The 17,078-nt window shown below is 67.4% G+C and carries 14 protein-coding genes and 1 pseudogene; 9 read left to right on the top strand and 6 right to left on the bottom strand.

Annotation, left to right across the window (positions count from 1 at the left end; genetic code table 11):
* Nucleotides 1-19: 19 nt before the first annotated feature.
* Together ABEA43_RS11955 and ABEA43_RS11950 are read right to left on the bottom strand one after the other, a co-directional pair.
* Nucleotides 20-1,225, bottom strand: coding sequence for a hypothetical protein (locus tag ABEA43_RS11955; RefSeq protein ID WP_345561129.1), 1,206 nt, complete (start codon nt 1,223-1,225; stop codon nt 20-22).
* A 25-nt stretch (nt 1,226-1,250) separates the two neighbouring features.
* Nucleotides 1,251-1,889, bottom strand: coding sequence for a hypothetical protein (locus ABEA43_RS11950; protein WP_345561127.1), 639 nt, complete (start codon nt 1,887-1,889; stop codon nt 1,251-1,253).
* A 450-nt stretch (nt 1,890-2,339) separates the two neighbouring features.
* On the opposite strand from ABEA43_RS11950, the gene ABEA43_RS11945 reads away from it, so the two are divergent.
* Nucleotides 2,340-3,125, top strand: a complete 786-nt coding sequence (locus ABEA43_RS11945; protein ID WP_345561125.1) for an IclR family transcriptional regulator — start codon at nt 2,340-2,342, stop codon at nt 3,123-3,125.
* 151 nt (nt 3,126-3,276) lie between these two features.
* On the opposite strand, the gene ABEA43_RS11940 is transcribed toward ABEA43_RS11945, so the two are convergent.
* Both ABEA43_RS11940 and ABEA43_RS11935 read right to left on the bottom strand, forming a co-directional pair.
* Complete coding sequence (locus ABEA43_RS11940; RefSeq protein WP_345561123.1) at nt 3,277-4,686, bottom strand: IS701 family transposase; 1,410 nt, start codon at nt 4,684-4,686, stop codon at nt 3,277-3,279.
* A gap of 229 nt (nt 4,687-4,915) precedes the next feature.
* On the bottom strand, nt 4,916-7,027 hold the full coding sequence (locus tag ABEA43_RS11935) for a restriction endonuclease (protein ID WP_345561121.1): 2,112 nt from the start codon (nt 7,025-7,027) through the stop codon (nt 4,916-4,918).
* 984 nt (nt 7,028-8,011) lie between these two features.
* Between ABEA43_RS11935 and ABEA43_RS11930 the strand changes: the two genes are divergently transcribed.
* The 5 genes and pseudogenes from ABEA43_RS11930 to ABEA43_RS68160 form a co-directional block, all read left to right on the top strand.
* Nucleotides 8,012-8,461, top strand: coding sequence for a hypothetical protein (locus ABEA43_RS11930; protein ID WP_345561119.1), 450 nt, complete (start codon nt 8,012-8,014; stop codon nt 8,459-8,461).
* A gap of 95 nt (nt 8,462-8,556) precedes the next feature.
* A complete protein-coding gene (locus ABEA43_RS11925; protein ID WP_345561117.1) occupies nt 8,557-8,805 on the top strand; it encodes a hypothetical protein in 249 nt (82 codons plus the stop codon).
* An 82-nt stretch (nt 8,806-8,887) separates the two neighbouring features.
* On the top strand, nt 8,888-9,721 hold the full coding sequence (locus ABEA43_RS11920) for a hypothetical protein (RefSeq protein ID WP_345561115.1): 834 nt from the start codon (nt 8,888-8,890) through the stop codon (nt 9,719-9,721).
* On the top strand, nt 9,627-10,874 hold the full coding sequence (locus tag ABEA43_RS11915) for a hypothetical protein (RefSeq protein WP_345561114.1): 1,248 nt from the start codon (nt 9,627-9,629) through the stop codon (nt 10,872-10,874). The genes ABEA43_RS11920 and ABEA43_RS11915 overlap by 95 nt, the downstream gene beginning before the upstream one ends.
* 122 nt (nt 10,875-10,996) lie before the next feature.
* Nucleotides 10,997-11,596, top strand: a pseudogene (locus ABEA43_RS68160) (2OG-Fe(II) oxygenase); the annotation flags it as partial.
* Between the two features lie 498 nt (nt 11,597-12,094).
* Here the strand turns inward: ABEA43_RS68160 and ABEA43_RS11910 are convergent.
* On the bottom strand, nt 12,095-12,922 hold the full coding sequence (locus ABEA43_RS11910) for an SDR family NAD(P)-dependent oxidoreductase (protein ID WP_345561111.1): 828 nt from the start codon (nt 12,920-12,922) through the stop codon (nt 12,095-12,097).
* Nucleotides 12,923-12,991: 69 nt separating this feature from the next.
* Here ABEA43_RS11910 and ABEA43_RS11905 point away from each other — a divergent pair, with 69 nt between their 5' ends.
* Nucleotides 12,992-13,411 (top strand): MarR family winged helix-turn-helix transcriptional regulator, encoded by a 420-nt coding sequence (locus ABEA43_RS11905; RefSeq protein WP_345561110.1) that lies wholly within the window; start codon nt 12,992-12,994, stop codon nt 13,409-13,411.
* An 89-nt stretch (nt 13,412-13,500) separates the two neighbouring features.
* On the opposite strand, the gene ABEA43_RS11900 is transcribed toward ABEA43_RS11905, so the two are convergent.
* Nucleotides 13,501-14,532: a ketoacyl-ACP synthase III family protein gene (locus ABEA43_RS11900; protein ID WP_345561108.1), complete on the bottom strand. Its 1,032-nt coding sequence runs from the start codon at nt 14,530-14,532 to the stop codon at nt 13,501-13,503.
* A gap of 216 nt (nt 14,533-14,748) precedes the next feature.
* Between ABEA43_RS11900 and ABEA43_RS11895 the strand changes: the two genes are divergently transcribed.
* Together ABEA43_RS11895 and ABEA43_RS11890 are read left to right on the top strand one after the other, a co-directional pair.
* Nucleotides 14,749-15,951 carry a multidrug effflux MFS transporter gene (locus ABEA43_RS11895; protein WP_345561106.1) on the top strand — a complete coding sequence of 401 codons (1,203 nt, stop codon included), beginning with the start codon at nt 14,749-14,751 and terminating at the stop codon, nt 15,949-15,951.
* Nucleotides 15,952-16,062: 111 nt separating this feature from the next.
* Nucleotides 16,063-16,992, top strand: a complete 930-nt coding sequence (locus tag ABEA43_RS11890; protein ID WP_345561104.1) for a CPBP family intramembrane glutamic endopeptidase — start codon at nt 16,063-16,065, stop codon at nt 16,990-16,992.
* Nucleotides 16,993-17,078 lie beyond the last annotated feature (86 nt).

Raw genomic sequence — 17,078 nt, 5'->3', positions numbered from 1 at the left:
TGAGGGGTTTGCGGTGCGGTCATGGGGTCGCGTGCGACGGTGCGGTTCCTCGTGCGGCTCCCGTCGGCGTTCCGCTATCGGCTGTGCGCGGCCAGGCGTAAGGCTTCAGATCGGGTTCGATGATGGCGTCGGTGACGGCCGGATCCTGCGCTCGCTGTGCTATCAGCACGCGGGTCATCTGCTTGAGCCGCTCGGCGAGTGCCAGGCGGACCTGGAGCTCGTGCAGCAGGCTCTGGCGCGCGGCCATGAGCTCGTTCGCGTGTGCAGAACGGCAGGCTTCGGCAAGTGCGAGGGCACGAGCCGCCACGATCGCCCTGCGCAGCACGTGTTCGTGGACGCGCAGCGCTCTGCCGTACGCCGCCCGGAGCGGGTTGTGTGTCAGGTACGCCCCCACGCCCGCGACGACGCCCGTGCCGACGAAGAACGCAAGAAAGAACAAGGCAAAAATAAGGGCGTCGTCGGACGCCGGGGACGTTCCGGTGCCAAATGCCGGGCGTCGCGCGGAGGTCGTGAGGCGGGCCACGAAGGCGGCGGCTCCGAACGCGGTCCACCCCAGCAGGCAGAGAACGGTCAGAGACCGGCTCACCCCTGCCGATCCGGCCCTGAGGTCGCGGAGCAGCACACCTCCGGTATGCGCAAGATAGATCACGATTCCGGTGAACCCGGCCACGACCATGGCCGTGGTGGTGGTGGACTCGCCGCGCAAGACCAGCTTCACCACCTGCAGGAAAGCGGCCCAGTCTGCGCCGACGGCCGCCGCCAGCGCTGCCAGGTGCAGTATCAGCGGTGCCCGCGGCCACCCGGCCAGCAGCATGGGATCCGCATGCCCACGTCCTCCCCAGCGCGGCAGACCGCCCTCACCTGCCAAGCCAGGCTCGCCCGAATCGTTGGCGCCCGGCGAGCTCACCAGGCGGGAACGGGCCGCGTCGAGGGCTATGCGGGCGTCGGCGAGGCGTTCGCGGCTATCGGCCTCCGCCAGCCGACACTCTGCCACGGCCGCGTCCGTGACGCCTATGAATGTTGCTGCCTCTGCGCAGTACCGGGCGTACTCCGCCTGGACCTCCTGCTCCCACCGCGCCGAAGTCGAGTTGATGAGGTTATCGAGCGAGTGTCCCGTCGCCTCATCCACCCCGCCTGGCGCCAGGCCTTCCACCAGACGCGTAATTTCAGCGAGCCCGGCGTCCTCATCGACCTCTGAAGGGATGAACCGTTTGGGTTCCGGCACGCGTCGCGGGCCGGAACCTCCGCGCCTAAGGCGCCACCATGCCATCCGGACTTCCTCCTCTAGTTCGATCGCGTACGTGGTGCGTGGCCTTCGGTTCGCCGCCAGGGGACTCGGACGATTCGCGGGCCCAAGCGGGGAGATCGGGCCCGAGCAACTTGAGACGGGCGTTTAGATCGGGCCCGCGCGGGTGGGTGCGGACGAGTTGTTGCAGGTATACGGCCGCGCGACGGCTCGCGAACTCGTGGACGCGCCGCGCCCGCGCCCTGCCGACCGCCTCCTCCCGGGCGATCTCCTGCCACAGCGCCTCAACCGCCTCCACCGCCGCGGCCAGGCGGTGCTCCGCTTGTGCCCACGCGGACTCGGCGGTGGCTCGTTTCCGGTCGCGGTCGGCCAGCCGACGTGCCCGTACCAGCGCGTCAGGCCGGTCCTCCCTGAGGGACTCGGCCAGCCGCCTCTCCTTGAGGTCCTCCTCGGGAACAGGCAGGCGCGCTTCCTCCCACGACTGCCGGGCCATACGGACCTCTTGCTCGGCCGTCTGCCGTCGCTCATCGGCGCCAGCCAATTCGCCGCGCAGAGGGCCGGCACGGTACAGGCACGCGCTGCGCTCGTGGTCTATCTGGTCACGGGCGAGATGGCGCAGGTACTCGAGCTTCGGGGTGATCACGTGGACCTCCGGAGTCTTTTCTGAGCCAGATTCACATTCGGTGGAGAGAGGGACCGCGGGAATGCGGCGACGTCCGTCCCGAAAACCCTGATACGCGTCCCACAGCCGAAGTAACAAGCCGTAACGGATCGGCCTGGCGGGAGGGCCTGCCCATTCAGTCAATCCGACACCTCCGGACATGGAGCACTCAACTCAGGCATAAGGGAATCCGATATCCGGCCATTGGAGACCTGCAGACTCGGATAATCGATCGACCGGACTCGAAACATCACCCCAAACTGCCCAAACAGCGCATGCTGCTCGATGAGGAACAGAATCTATGCCCGATCTGCGACTTACGGAACACTATGTGGGATAGGCCTGCCACACATGAAGTACGATCCCGCTCAGCGGGAAACGCAGTGGCTACCTGCAGGGATGGCCGAGACGTACTGACTGGAGACTCAGACGATGGAGAACGGCAAGGATCCTGGGCAGTCGGGTGCGGCCAAGGCAATGTTGATCTTCAGGGCGTTCGCCGGCAACGAGACGGAACTATCCCTCTCGGAGATATGCGACAGAACGCAGCTCACGACGAGCACCGCGCATCGTTGGCTCCAGGATCTTGTGGGCCAGGGCGCCCTGGTACGGCTACCGGCCAGACGTTACTGTCTGAGCAAGCTCATGTGGGAGATCGGCACGCGCTGCCCGCGCGCCTCCATTCTGCGTGAGGTCGCCATGCCATTCCTGCAGGACCTCTACCGGGTGACCCGCGGGCACGTGCAACTGGCCATGCCCGCGGGTGATGAGGCCCTACTCGTGGAGAGGCTTTCCAAGACGCTTCCGGTCAAGCCCCTGGGCCGCGTGGGCGGACGCCTGCCGCTGCACGCCACTGGCGCAGGAAAAGTCATTCTCGCTTATGCGTCCCCCGAGATCAGAAAAAGTGTTCTGAACAGAACGCTTACCCGCTATACCCAGCACACCATCATCACCCCGCAGCGTTTATACGAGGACCTCAGCACCATTCAGGAGCGCGGCTACGCCACCTGTTATCAAGAGCGCCAGATCGGCATCAACTCATACGCATTCCCCATTTTCGAGCACGGCACCGACACCATAGCGGCGGCGGTGTCCGTCCTGGTAGGAGTAGGACCGAAAGAGGCGGACGGGCTGCTCAATGTGTTGCGGCCAGCCGCGCGGGATATCTCCCGCGCATGGCGAAAACCACCGCTCGACCCGTCATTCGACGTCCTCTGACGAGCCTGTTGGCGAGTGTCCTCAGGATGGCGTAATGGCCCAGGCCGCGAGCGCGTTGCTCGTCGTAGTAGGCCGTATCCATCCCTACTCTGTTGTGATCGTTGATCTGGATGTTAGGGCGGCAGGTAGAGATTGACGCCGATACCTCTGGTCAAGGCAGCGGTGAGGGTGGCGAGTTCGCGGACGCGGAGGTTGATAGCCCCGGAGCGGGCCAGGCGGGTGAGGTCGCGCAGCGGGGTGAGGTAGGAGCGGATCCGGCGCAGCCGCTGTGGCCAGCTGGCCGGCCGCGAGCGGGCCGGCGCCGGTTGGCAGCTGAGGTCGTCTGGATGGTCGTCTTGCAGCCAGCAGAAGCTGAAAGCCAGGTTGACCAGGGCCCAATGGCGTTGAATGGCCCGTCCGGAGCGGACTTGGAAGTCGGCCCAGCCAGTTCGTGTTTGACCTGCTTGTAGTCCTGCTCGATCCAGCCGCGCAGGCCGTAGAGGCGGACGATCTCGCCGAGCGGTGCCGGTGGCGCAGCGCCGCGGCGGTTCCGGCGGGGGATGTTGGTGACCAGGTAGTACGTGCCGATCTTGGGCAGCGTGGCGGGGCTGGCGGTGGCCACGATGAGCCGGTGGGCGCGCTCGGAGCCGTAGCGGCCCAGGGTGAGTTCGATGGCCCACCACGCCTCGGTATGACCGTCGCGGAAGCGGCGCTGGACCGGACGCCAGCGGCCGGGGTGGGATCGTGAGGTCCATCCGGCCTGCCGGACGCGCTGGGCCGGGGTCAGCGTGCCGCCGGTGTCGATCCGGATCGGGGTGTTCGGCTTGACGGCCACCACGTACGGGATGGCGGCGGCCTCCAGGTCAGCGATGAAGTGCGGGCTTTCGCTGGGACCGTAGAAGCAGTCGGCCACCAGCGCGCGGAAGTCGGTCCCCGCCGTCTGCGCCCGGGCCACCAGTTCGCCGGCGAGTTGTCCCTTGGTGCGGAACTGTGGATCGCGTTTGCCCTGCGGCAGGGTGGCGGCGGGCTGGTAGGGCAGGGTGTGCAGCGGGTAGTAGATCCGCTCGTCGGCCCAGCAGGTGGTCACCGCGACGATGCCGTTCTCGATCTGCGCGCGCGAGCCGATGTACTGCCGGGAGACGTAGGCGGTGGCGTGGCCGCGTTTGCGATTACCGGAGTCGTCCAGCAGGAGCACCCCGCCCGGGTGGGCGGCGGTGTCCTTGTTCGTGGTCAGCAGGGCGATCCGGCGCTCGTTGATTGGCTCGTGGTCCCAGGCCGATTCCGATAGGAACCACTGCAGTCGCTGGACCTGGCGGTGCAGCGATCCTTCCCTGCCGGGTTCGGCCTCGGCCAGCGCGGTCAGGGTTTTGTTCCGGTCGCGGGGCTGGAGTAGGGCGGTGACGTAGTCGCGGATTGCTTGCGTTGCGCTCGTGAGACGAGCAGGCTGTCGAATTGCGCCAGGAATGCCTCTAACGGGCCCGGTGCGGGATCGACCGCGAGCCGTTGGGCCATCTCGACCTCCAGGCAGAGGGGGGAATGTCCTTCCACTCTGCTCCCGCTTGAGAGCCCAGACAACGATCAACGATCACAACAGAGTAGGGATGGATACAGTAGGCCCGCGCTGCGGGCGAGGTGCGCAAAACTGGCGAACGCTTGGCCCATCAGCCGGTCGTTACGGACGTGGCGAGCCATCACCAGCTTTCTTCTTGCCCGACCGGCAGGTGATCGGGCTGGTCCCAGCGTGGTTGAGGCGTGTCAACATGCCGTTCTGTAAAATTAGGGCTTCATATCGCGGAAGTGACGACTCCTTGTCATCCGTCGCCGGGCGGCTGCGGATCGCCGTCAGGCGCCAAGACCGCCTCTTCTAGCAACTCATCGACGTTGATAGGGTCCTCCTCTGTCATGCCGGGGTCGGTTCCGGTCGCCGCCACCGTGGCGATCCGGCGCGCGGCCTCATTTTGAGCCAGTCGGCATATCGTGAGCTGCGTACCCAAGCTGGCGCGCAGGTCGTCCTTGAACGCTCCGAGGGGTGCATCCCGACGGAGCCAATTGACCTTTCGCACTTGCTGGAAGTCGACATGCTCATGCGGAAGGTATTCATAGGGGCCTGTGACTTTCCCGATGGCGATGTGCCCATGATGTGATTTGAGCGGCATCACCACCAGGTCTCCGGGTTGGATCTCGGTGGTGAATCTCCAGAGCTGTCCCATCCAGTTGGCGATGACATTAGAACCGGCAGTCGGATAAGCGTTGCGTAGGGCATCGGCCAGGTCGTCCCGGCTTGAATGGCGGCTGAGGTCCCCCACTTCATGCCAGCCGATGACTATCAGTCCATCTTCCAGCGCTCGCACCTCACGTTTTCCCCCACGACCACCACGCACCATCCATGCCCGAGGCGACGTGTCTGCGGCCAGCAGGTCGTTCAGTGCTCGGAGGACAACCTTGGCGGTGTCCGGCCTCGCCAGGGCAGCCGGTGTGGAGGACGGCCTCTTCGCATAGCTGGCGGCGGAAAGTTGGGCTGGCAAACCCGCCCAGCCTGGGAGTACGGAGAGGTCGTGGGCGAGTCGCTCCAGGCGATCTACCGGCACACCCCTGTTGCGCATCCACTCGAAGTTGATCGACAGTACTGACTTGCTTACGCCGGTATAGATGCTCCACATCGCTGCCTCGTCCTGACCGGTGCTGAACCAGGCAGTGACTGAGGGATGGGCGCCCTCCCCGAAGATGTAGCCACGGAAGGCTGGGTGGCTCTCAGCATGCCGGTACACGGCGAGGAGTGTGTCGGCCACGTCAGGAGGACAATACTCGTCGAGGGCATGGAGAAGGCTCTCCTCGGTCCACTTCGACAAGCCCCGAATCACGCCCCTACGCTTTGCGTCAGTCTGGGCTGGAGCAGCCCCCAAGGAGCCGGCCTCGGCTGGTGGGACACTGTGATCCGTAGCCGGCGGCAGGTCACCGAGCGCTTGGAGTATCGCGATCACAACCGACTCGAGTACATCGATGGTCTGCTCGGCGTCCCGCACAGTGATCCTCTTCTTACGGCGGAAGCTGTTCGGGTCGTGGTCGGCAGTGTGCGCGATATTGTTCCGGCGCCAAGCGATCTCGGTGAGCTGCGTGCGTATCTCATCAGCAGCAATCGGCTTGCTCGGATCTTGACCAGTCAGCTTGTCGGCGACGGTCTTCCATAGCCTGACCTTACTGACATGGGAGAAACCCTCCGCGATCTTGTCCGGTTGCTGGAAGGTCTTGAACTCGAAGAACCGTTCCAGCGCGGCGCGGAACGCGTCTTCCAACGGTTCGGCGTTACGGTGTACTTTTTCCACCAACTCGACCGGCATAGAAAGCTTGCTGAAATTGTTCGGACGTGGCGCTCCCGGCCGCTGCGCCAGAGCCACTGCCCGATCGATGATCTCTTGAGTAACCCAGTGGTCGAGGGCCGCGACCGCCTGAGTCCATGCCGCCCGGTAGAGGTCGGTGACGTCGAAGGCGCCGACGCCCAACCTTTCCAAATTGCGACCACCGTGCACGAGCTGTCGGGCGTAGCCGAGGTTGCGTTGATACTGCTCGAACGCGCCTGGAAAATCATCTGCTCTGAAGAGTCGCTGATCACGGTACTGGCGTTGCAACTCTCGATAGAGGGCGTCACCAGGAAATTCTTCCAGCGCCTTGGCTCCGACGCTGGTGATAGACCAGCCGTTCCTTTTGGCCATCCATCCCAGGGACGCAGCCTCGCCGGTGCGGAAACTCACCTGGGTCCACCAGCGGATCTCGCCATGTGCATCAGGAGATTGCAGGTCACGTGGTATGTCAACGCGCCTGGAAACCGCTTCGCGCACGGCGCTGGGCGGCATCTGGCCCCCGGCCTCACGCAGCACCTCCAGAGTGGCGCGGAAGATCGGCATAATCTCCTCGGCGAAGGACATTTGACACACCTCTCTATGTTCAGTTGTCAGCCTCGGCTCAGCGGGGACCATTCTCAGAACAAAGAATCTTCTGACAGGGTACGGCCACCGCGCATCACGGAGAGCCGGTAAGTACGATAAATATGTGCCGCATCTCGGGCAGGCGGCCGGGCAGCGTCGGCCGCCTGCAACCCCAGACATCACACGTATAGCCACCAATGGATAGAACGGGACCATACGCAGCCCGTGCCATACTGGGCAAGGTCCATCGTACTTACCCACTTGGCGCGGAACGCTCCCTCGTGTCTACGCTCGAATTGGCCAGCGACTCCGCTGCAGTTCGCAGAGTATGCGAACGCCCGGCCGTTCACTCAACCGGGATTTCAAGGACATAGATGCGTAAATTACGCGTATGTGATGTATTGGGCTGGGGATAGCAGTGGGCCATGTGCGTCCGGTGGTGATCGCCCCTCGGACACCAGTCTTATGAAAAGCACCAGGTCTTTGACCTGGCGCTTTTGCTTTCTCTCGGCTCTGAGGGGTTCAAGTCGGGGAACCTAAAGCCCGCTGTCGGTGAAGAGCCGGGCCGACGAACGACACAGTGGCCTTGTTCGACCGCAACAGCGCGACGATGGCTACAGAAGCCACCTGGCGGTCAGCGGCGGGCGGGGTGGGGCGTGGGCTGGCGCGAGGAGATCGTCACCGCACTGGACGAGTGGATCGCCGGGGAGGAAGCGCAGGTGGCAAGCGCGCTTGCGGCGGCTCGGCCGTGCGATCCGTACGGGCGACGGGTTGTATGTCGTGGACGTCCGGGGCGCGGAGCTGAGCCCGCACCGGCGCTGCTACGACAAACCTTGCGTGCGATCGCCAGCGCCAAACCGCCTATCCGCTCTGCGCCGGCGGCGGGCTCGCGCGCTCATGCTCGGACGGGCGGGGATGCGTCTCCACCTCGCGCTTCAACATTAGTGTTGCATTAGTGATGCACTCGATGGGTAGTCTAGATGCATGAAGACGTTCCCTTTCAGCGCGCTGGCTCGTGACCGCAACGAGGTCTTCCCCGAGCTCGACGTTGCCGACGTGCTACTCGAGCGTCGAGACGCCGAAAACGTCTGGCTAGTACGCGACGAGCGCTACCAAGCAGCCCGTGCTGCTCTCCTCACGCTGGCCCGATCTATGACTATCGTGGTTCGTTCCCATCGAGTCCTGGCAGAAGAGGCCCTGGCCGAGGACCTCCCGTGGCTGACCTGGCTTCCGGAGCACGAGCGGCTGCAGTGTGTCCGCGAGCTCCTCGCTCACCTGCTGGCCGGAGCGGACACTGGGGAGCTCCTGCCCTATGCCCGGGCCCGCCGGTCATGGACTTCCACCGCTCTGGCCTGGAGCGATCCTGAGATCGCCCGTGACCTCGCCGATCCGTTCGACGGCAGCGGCGGGCAGTCCGTCGATGGCGCCGAGTGAGCGGCCGTGGCGAAGAGATCCGCCGACCTACCGGATGGATCGTACGAGCCGCCAGCGCCAAAGCTTGGAAGGCATGGCGCGAACTACGCTCGCAAGTGCCCGGCAACTGCGACCGATGCTGGCTGGACCTCACAGAAGATCCACGCAGGGTCGACGACCGGCAACACCCACTGTCCGGATCGCTGGGCACCGTCAAGCACGACAACCGTAATCTGGAGCAGTGGCAATACGAGGTCACCTCCGGAGGACGCATCTGGTACGCCATCGATGAAACCGAAACGACCATCTGGCTCACCAGGGTCGCGGCCGGCCACCCCAAGGCATCCGAACGGCGAAACCGCTAGGCACCGCGGAGTCGACGACGTCGGGAGAGGCCGGTGACCGAGTCCGGGTGAACCACAGCATCCGTCCCTCGCATCGCACGGCGTGACCGGCACGGTAGTGGGCTTCGCCACAAACGTCCGCGTGCTCCTGCACACTCCTGTCGGCCGCTTCACCGACTGCGAGGCCACGGTTCCCCCGCTTGATTGGAGTCGTGTGACTGCTCTTTCTCACCTTTCCGGCCACGAGGCCGTTCTCGTCCTCGGCAAGCTCCTGGCCGCACATCCCGAGCTGCGGGACGAGGCCGAGACGATCGCTCGAGAGGCGGTCGAGACCATACCCGGAGGGCTCGCCGAAGAGCTCCGGACCTCGATCATGCAACTGGACATCGAAGTACTGTCCGGACGAACCGGCTACCAGCCGGGGCAGGGCTGGGTCGAGCCCTACGATGTCGCCGACGAAATCCTCGACGAGGTCGTCGAGGCGTTCCTGGCCGATGCCGTACGACGAGCCGAAGCCGGTGCCGCCGGCACCGGCATCACGATGGGCCTCGACATCATCAAAGGCCTGTACTCCCTGCCCATACCCACCGAGCTCGACAGCACGGTGCTCTTCTCGTTCTGCGGCGAGGACTTCGCCCACCAGCGCACAAACGCTCATCGAACGCCTCGGCAAGGCCGGCGTCGCACTGCCGGAATCCGAGCTCACCGGCGCTGCACCCGACTGGTTCGGCTCGACATAGGCCACGGTCGTCGCAACGAGTGGTCATCCGCCTGCGGCTACGCGGCCTATCTGCCCGCCCGGTCAGAATGCGGCGCGGTCGCCGGGTGTGATGGACTGGAGCATGCCCAAGAGCCGCGGCCGCCGCAAGGCCACCAGCAGCAAACCGGTCCGTCGCTCGCCCCTCCCTCCGCGCCGATCAGACCTGCTGCTGCGTGATGCCCGGCAGCTCACCGGCCTGGCCGATCCGCTGATGGCCGAGACCTGGGCCAGCAGTTGGCTCGGCCAAGCATGGGTGACTGCGGAGCTGAGCGAACGCGAGGCCGAGCATCGGTTGTGCATGGAGGTGACCGGCCGGGCATCCACCACGCCCTCACCGCACGGCTTGGCCGCGATCGCCGCGCTGGCGCGGGTCGCGCCCGCCACCGACATCACCATGCTGGCTGAGACGATCGACATCCTGGAAGAGACCCAGCCGCTGCCGCCCTGGCACACCGCCACATCCGCGGACACGGCATGGACCGCGACGTCGGCGTGGCGAGCGGTGGACGTGTGGGACAGCGAACAGGTGCTGCTCATCGACTACGACGGCCCGCACCCCCACACGCTGATGGCCCAGGTCCTCAAGCCCGGGGGGCTGATGATCGGCAAGATCGCGATCCTGGAGCCCGGCGCCGCCGCGCAGTGGGATCAGCAACACGAATCCGACGAGGTTCCCATGCCGATCCGCCAGGCTCCGGCGCCCGAGGTGCTCGCCGACCTGGCCGATGCGCTGCGCACCACCGACATCACCTGGCCGCGCAACGACGACGAGGACTTCGTCGACAACCGGGCGCTGGCCTGGTCCCGCTGCCGCGACCACCTGCCCGGCTGGCCCGAACGAGACAGTCTGCCCGAGGCCGAACGCCACCGTCTGATCCAGCAGTTCACCACCACCAACCACCTGGACGACGAGGTAAGCAGGTCACTGGCCGAGCTGTTCCTGGACTACGGCGAGGGCTACATGATTTCCGGCCCGCTGGCCTGGAGCCCGGACGAGGTCATGCTGCTGCTCACCGACTGGCTGCCGCGCAAGGCCGTTCTCGATGCCGCCCAGCGCGCGGCCCTTCCCGACGTCCTGCGCCGGTGGTTGGCGTACGCCCTCGACCAGCGCGGCGTCGATCCCCGCTGGATCACCCCGGTAGTCGACGCCGTCGACGCCCACCTTCGCGAGTTCGGCCAGGCGTTCGATGACGACACCTCCTGGGGCCCCGCCAAGCAGATCGCCGCTGCCCTCACCGACCGTGGCATCGATCTCACCGACCGGGAAGCCGTCGACGATGCCATCCGCGCGCTCAACGCCGAACAACTCGCACGCCGCCTCCTCCCGTGATCAGTTGGCGGAATTACGTGACATCCCACAGGCCGATGTAAGACGCGTAGAGGTTCCGATCGTGGCCTTCGGCATCCGCGGACGGCATTCCTGAACGCCCCGAGGGGGATTCCGTGCCCGGCATGGCTCGTGAACGAGTGGCCGAACTGCTCGATGCGTCGACGGAGCCCGCCGCGTCCAGCGTCTATCGAAAACTTCCCGTAACCGATCTGTCGGTGGCGGTCGATGGAGTCGGTCCGCTGCGGTTTCCCATTCCCGATGAGCAGGCCGTCCAGCTGCGGGGGCTCGGCCACCGTGCGCGGTTCGGGCGGGGCGAGCAAACCCTGATCGACCCGGAGGTGCGCGACACCTGGGAGATCCCCAAGGAGCTGGTGAGCATCGAGTGGACGGGAGCGTTCACAGCCGTCCTCGACGGGATGCGCGCGGAACTGGGGCTGCCGCCGCACTGCGAGCTCACGCCGGAGCTGCACTCCATGCTCCTGTACGAGACCGGGCAGTTCTTCCTCGCACACCAGGACTCCGAGAAGTCCGAGAAGGACGACGCCATGGTCGCGACCTTGGTGGTGACGCTGCCGTCCGCGCACACCGGCGGTGAGCTCGTCGTCGAGCACCAGGCCCGGTCCAGGAAATATCGTGGGCTGAAGACCGCGGCCTCGCTGGTGGCCTTCTACGCCGACTGCCGGCACCAGGTTCTTCCCATCAAAACAGGCAACCGTGTCACCCTCACCTACAACCTGCTCCTGGCAGGAGACAGCCGGGCAGTGGCCGAGAATCCGCTGGTCAGCGAGCTCACGACCGGTCTTCTCGCTCACTTCGCCACCCCGGTCGTCCTCCCGTACGGCTCTCGCAAGGGGGATCCGCCGGCGCGGCTGGCCTATCTCCTCGACCATGAGTACACCGCCCGCGGGCTGAGCCGGTCACGGTTGAAGGGCTCCGACGCCGCGCGAGGCGCCCTCCTGCGGGCTGCGGCGGAGCGAGCGGGTTGCGAGATCACTCTTGCCTTGGCGGAGATCCAGGAGACCTGGGACGCCTGCGATCCCGATGAGGAGGACGGGTGGTACGGCGAGTATGAGGAGGAGAACCCCGACGACAAGGGCCGTATAAAGCGCCCGAAGCTTCCAGCACATCGGGCTGACCCTGCCCGGGATCCGCCGCTTACCGGCCGCGCTCACAGTGAAGCCGCATCGCCGCCACCGAGGGACAGCCCAGTCGCTGGCGTGCTAGGCAAGGTCGACGACTTCGTGCAGGCGCAGCCGGCGGTTGAACTCGCCGGTGAGCCGCGCCACGACGGTGCGCGGCAGCAGGCGCGCGGGCCAGGTCATCGCCCGGTTCACGGCCCGGCCCGGGTAGGAGACCGCGCGTCGCCGGGCGTAGTCGTTCAGCGTACGAGCCGCGACCGTGGCCGGCGCGTCGGCGACCCGGGAGTCGATCGTGGCCGAGGTGCCGTCGAAGAAGCCGGTCGCGATCGCGCCGGGGTGCGCGGCCATGACATGGACGCCGGTGCCGCGCAGTTCCTCCGCCAGCGCCTCGGTGAAAGAGAGCACGAACGCCTTGGTCGCGGCATAGCTGGCCTGGTAGGGCATGGGCTGGAAGGCCGCGGTGGACGAGACGTTGATGATGCCGCCGGAGCCGCGGGCGACCAGCTCGGACCCGATCGCGTGGGTCAGCGCGATGAGGCCGACGACGTTGAGCCCGACGGAGCGCAGCTGTGGCTCGAGCGGGCGGCCGAGGAATGGGCCCGCGCTGCCGGCGCCGGCGTTGTTGAGCAGCAGATCGACGGTCAGGCCGCGGTCACGCAGCTCCCGCAGGACTCGTTCCGGACCATCAGGAGCGGCGAGGTCGCCGGTGATGATCTCGGCGTCCGGCCTGCCGTGCTGCTCCCGGATTTGTGTGGCGAGCTCCCGCAGGGTCTCGTCCGAACGGGCCAGCAGGATCACCCGCGCTCCCCGGCGCGTCAGCTCCAGCGCGTACGCCCGCCCCAGCCCCTTGGACGCGCCCGTGACGAGCGCGGTGACGCCGCGATAGTCGTCGGTCACAACATCCTCCATTGTTTCGAGTCTCGAAGCATCGACGCTAGCACGATCCTTCGAAACTCGAAGCATCGGTAGAATGCGGGCATGACCACGCCCGAGCTCACCGCGGTGGTCGCCGCGACCCATGACATCTGGATGCGTACCAACGACCTGATCACGCAGGCGCTGGCGAAGCACGCCCTGACACCGGCGACGTTCCAGGCGCTGTGGGCCATCGACCCGGCCGAGCCGGCCCCCTCGATGAAGGTGATGGCCGAGCGCCTGTACTGCAACGCCCCCAACCTGACCTTCATCACCAACCAGCTCGCCGACCGGGGCCTGGTGGAGCGTGCCGTGGATCCGGCCGACCGCCGCTCTCGCGTCCTGGTGCTGACCGCCAAGGGCCGCGAGGTTCGCGACGAACTGGTACGGACGGCGCTGGAGAAGACCCCGCTGGCGGTGCTGAACCGTGACGAACTGCGGCAGCTCATGGTCCTGCTCAACCGCGTCGTCAGCCCGGGTTGACGAGCCGGAGACCGCGAGAGGGATGACGAGCCGGAGACGGCGAGCGGGATGATCCCGAGGATCGCCCGGGCCTGTTGCCGCCGCGGCGCTCAGCCGGGCTCTCTGGGGAGGTCGAGGATGCGCAGGACGGCGCAGGCCAAGGTCTTACCGGCGCCCACCCCGACGAGCAGCACGTAGTCGCCGGGCGCCAGCGCCCCACTCGCCAGCAGGTGGTCGAGGGCGACGAACTGGTCGCTGACCCCGAGGTGACCGATGCCGGCGCCGTAGTCCCAGGTGGTGTCTGCCAGGGTCAGCCCGAACAAGCCCGCCCGCTCCTCCACGTTGTCCCAGCGTCCGTGCGGGAACGCCACGCGCGCCACCTCGTCGGCCGTGATCCCCGCCTCCTTGAGGGTGCGGTCGACCAGCTCCATCAGGGTCGCCTGGATGGAGAGCATGACGCCGGCGCCGTCGCGGTCCAGCAGGCGCTTGCGGAAGGCACGGTGGCGGGCGGCGAAGTCGAGCGGGCGCCCCACGGTCGCGTCCGGCGGGAACATCGGCACGCCGCCGTCGTTGACCGCCTCGGCCTCCGGCAGCACGGTCACGTTGACCGACAGCAACTGCGCGAAACCGGTGTCGGTGGTGAGCAGGAGCGCGCATCCGGCGTCGCCCACCACGTAGCCCTCCATCATCCGCCAGCGGTCGACCAGCGGGGTGCCGTGGTTGTCGGCGCCGACCAGCAGCGCGGTGCCGCCCGGCCGCAGATATCCGGCGGCGAGCTGCAGCGCGCTGAACATGCCGCAGCAGCCGCTCCGCACCTCGACGGACAGGACGTGGCCGCCGATCAGATGCTGCTGCAGGTAGTACTGCGGCTGCCAGCCCTCCGGGCCCTGGTGCCAGACGTCGGCGTACAGCATGAGGTCCAGGTCGCGCGGTGACAGGCCGCCGGAGCGCTCGAACGCGTGCCGGGCCGCGCGCAGCGCCAGCTCCGGAGCCGGTACGTCGCCGGCCACCGCCGCGCCGCCCAGGCGGAAGTAGTCGCGGTCGGCGGCCGGGTAGCGGCCCTCGGCGACCGCCGTGTCGATGCTGATCACCGGTGGCAGATGGACGCCGATACTGCGCAGGTACAGGTCGGGTGTGCGCATCCGTCCTCCTTCGGCGCGCGGCATGCCGCGGCACGACACGGTGGAGCCTGCTGGAAGAGCTGTCGGGTTGCCCAGCACAGACCGGCGACACGTACGGCGGGTCTCGCAACCTGACCGTTGACAGATGTGCATGGGGACGGTCAGCGCCGATGGTATTCGAATGGGATCATTCATGACTAGTGCTCGCATGGACCCTTCGGATCGTTAAGCTCACCCATGTCCCAGAACACCGGCCGGCTCGTCCTCGTGCTCGCGGCCCTCACCGCGGTCGCTCCGCTGGCCGTCGACATGTACGTGCCCGGCCTCCCCGGCCTGGCCCGATCCTTCGGCACCACGGCCTCCTCGGTGCAGCTGTCCCTGACGGCCTTTCTCGTCGGGCTCGCCGCGGGGCAGCTCCTCCTGGGCCCGGTCAGCGACGCCGTGGGCCGCCGCCGCGTCCTGCTGGCCGGCGCCGCGCTGTTCACGGTGCTGTCGCTGGCCTGCGCCGTCTCCCCCAGCATCGAGATCTTCGACGCGGCACGGCTGTTACAGGGCGTCGCGGGGGCGGCGGGCATGGTGGTCGCCCGGGCCGTGCTCACCGACCGCTTCCACGGCACTCCGGAGGCGGGCCGCCGCTTCGCGACCCTGTCCGCGATCGTGTTCGTGGCCCCGGTGGCCGCGCCGGTGCTCGGCGGGGCCATCCTCGGCCTCGGCTCCTGGCGACTCGTCTTCGCCGCGCTGGCGGGCTTCGGCGTCCTGCTGATCGCGGGGATCCTCGCCTGGGTGCCGGAGAGCCTGCCCGCCGCCCGCAGGCGATCGGGCGGGGTGACCGGCGTGATCAAGGCCATCGCGATGCTCGCCGGGCGGCGCGCCCTCGTGGGGTACGTGCTCGCCTCCTCCTTCACCGGGGCCGCGCTCTTCACCTACATCGCCGGCTCGACGTTCGTCTTCCAGGTCGTCTACGGCCTCTCCGCCACGCGGTACAGCCTCGTCTTCGCCGCCAACGCCCTCGGCATGCTGGCCTCCAGCGTCCTGTTCGGCCGCCTGTCCGCCCGCGTCCGGGTGGACCTCCTGCTCGTCGCGGGACTGGCCGTGGCCGGCGCCGGAACGGCGGCCCTGGTCGCGTCGCTGATCACGACCGGCGGTTCCTTCGCCGCCACCTGGGCCTGCCTGTTCGTCACCGTCGCGGGCCTCGGCACGGCGCTGCCGGCCACCACGACCATCGTCCAGTCGCTCGGCCACGACGCTCCCGGAGCGGCCTCCGGCCTGCTCGGCGGCAGCCAGTTCGTCCTCGGCGCGGCCGCCTCGCCCCTGTCGGGTCTGCTCGGCGACGGCAGCCCGGTCTCGATGGCCGTCATCATGCTGGCCGCCTTCGGCCTCGCCGCGCTGTCCCTCATCGTGGTGGTCGGAGCTCGGGGGCGGGCGCAGATCACCGGGTGATTGGTACCCCTAGCTGTACCCCCATTGGGCCGTACGCGGGAACGACCGGGAGGGCCCGCGGCTGATGTGCTGATCATCGTCAGTCACGCGCTCCTCCGAGGGGAAAACGAAATGGCAGTCGACAGCCCGCCGGGGGCCGAGCAGCGTCCGGGCCGGACCGGACTCCGGGGTTTCATCAGCCGCCGCCCGCTGGTCAGCTTCTTCGTCCTGGCCAACCTGATGAGCTGGGTCGCCTGGCTGCCCTACATCCTCTCGGCGACCGGCCTGGGCGTTCTGGACTTCACCTTTCCCTCGGTGCTCGGCACCACGCAGTTCGCCGGCGTCCTTCCCGGCGCCTATCTCGGCCCGATCCTCGCCGCGTTCATCGTGACCGCGGTCGCGGACGGCAGGGAGGGCCTTCGCCGGTGGATCGGGCGGATGACCAAGTGGCGGGTCAGCTGGGTCTGGTATCTGGTGGCCGCTCTCGGGGTTCCCGCCGCCATCATCGCCGCCGCCCTCGCGGTCTCCGACGGGGACATCCGGCTGCCGCCCGTCGCCGTGCTGGCCGCCTACCTCCCGGGGTTGCTGATCCAGATGGTCACCACCGGTCTGGCGGAAGAGCCCGGCTGGCGCGACTTCGCCCTGCCCCGCCTGCAGCGCAGGTTCGGCCCGCTGGGCGCCACCGCCATTCTCGGCCCGTTGTGGGGCGGCTGGCACCTGCCGCTGTTCCTGAGCGAGTGGGGCGGGTGGCCGGACCTCACCTGGATGCGGGTCGGCGAGTTCATCGCCTTCGCCTGTGTCTTCAGCGTGGTCGTCACCTGGGTATTCAACCGGACCGGCCAGAGCCTGCCCCTGATCATGCTGTTGCACGTCAGCGTCAACAACTTCATGTCGATCGCCTACTCGGACATGTTCCCGTCGCTCGCCACCGCCGAGCAGGCGTCCCGCGTCACCCTGCTCGCGGGCGCCACGGCAGCGCTCCTGGTGCTCGTCGCGACCCGTGGCCGCCTCGGTTACCGGCCGGCCGGGGAGCCCGCGCCGGAGGTCACCCCCCGGAGCTGAAAGCTCGTCGCGGTGGGCAGGAGGCTCGGCTGGCGGATCCAGCTGGAGGAGTTCGCGCAGGGCGAGCACACGGAGGCGGGGAACGT

It is taken from the genome of Nonomuraea rosea (genome assembly GCF_039539705.1).
In the GTDB taxonomy this organism is placed as follows: Bacteria; Actinomycetota; Actinomycetes; order Streptosporangiales; family Streptosporangiaceae; genus Nonomuraea; species Nonomuraea rosea.
The sequence above is the reverse complement of the archived record's forward strand: the minus strand, read 5'-3'. Positions and strand labels throughout refer to the sequence as shown.